The sequence below is a fragment of the Mesorhizobium sp. M4A.F.Ca.ET.050.02.1.1 genome (genome assembly GCF_003997725.1).
Classification (GTDB): Bacteria; Pseudomonadota; Alphaproteobacteria; order Rhizobiales; family Rhizobiaceae; genus Mesorhizobium.
Genome location: NZ_RZSG01001383.1, coordinates 1 through 672 on the forward strand (window position 1 = coordinate 1; position 672 = coordinate 672).

A 672-nucleotide genomic window follows, 5' to 3' on the forward strand; every position below is an offset into this window, starting at 1 on the left:
ACCGCCGATCTGCTACCGTCGGAGATCGGCGACGTCATGCCGCGCACGCCCAACCAATCGGACCAACACATCATGGCGCTGCCGCTGCGCGAGGCGCGCGAACAGTTCGAGAAGGACTACCTGATCGCCCAGATCAACCGCTTCGGCGGCAACATCTCGAAGACCGCCGAGTTCATCGGCATGGAGCGCTCCGCCCTGCACCGCAAGCTGAAGTCGCTGGGCGTCTGAGGACAGCTGTACTTGATCCAGCGGCGCCCAGCCGGCCGATTGCCGATTACGGCCGCGGCGGAATCGCTTAAACAAACCGAAAGTCTTCAGGGGTGATCCATGCCGCGCATTGCCTATGTGAACGGGCGCTATGTCGCTCATGCCGACGCTTCGGTGCATATCGAGGATCGCGGCTATCAGTTCGCCGACGGCGTCTATGAGGTCTGCGAGGTGGCTCGCGGCTTCATTGTCGACATGCCGCGCCATCTCGGCCGGCTGAGCCGGTCGCTTTCCGAACTGTCGATCGACTGGCCGGTGACGCAGCGTGTGCTGCCGCTCATCCTGCGCGAGGTGGTGCGCCGCAACCATGTCGTCAACGGCCTCGTCTATGTCCAGGTGACGCGTGGCGTCGCCAGCCGCGAGTTCGTTTTCCCGGGGCCCGGTACCACGCCGTCGCTGGTGGTG

The 672-nt window shown here is 64.4% G+C and carries 2 protein-coding genes; both read left to right on the forward strand.

The genetic code is table 11. The features are described 5' to 3' along the window. Window positions 1–228, forward strand: a 228-nt coding sequence (locus EOA33_RS37660; RefSeq protein ID WP_281033610.1) for a helix-turn-helix domain-containing protein, incomplete at its 5' end; no start/stop codon positions are given. Between the two features lie 99 nt (window positions 229–327). Continuing rightward, on the forward strand, window positions 328–672 hold a 345-nt coding region (locus tag EOA33_RS37665), incomplete at its 3' end, for an aminotransferase class IV (RefSeq protein WP_190234536.1).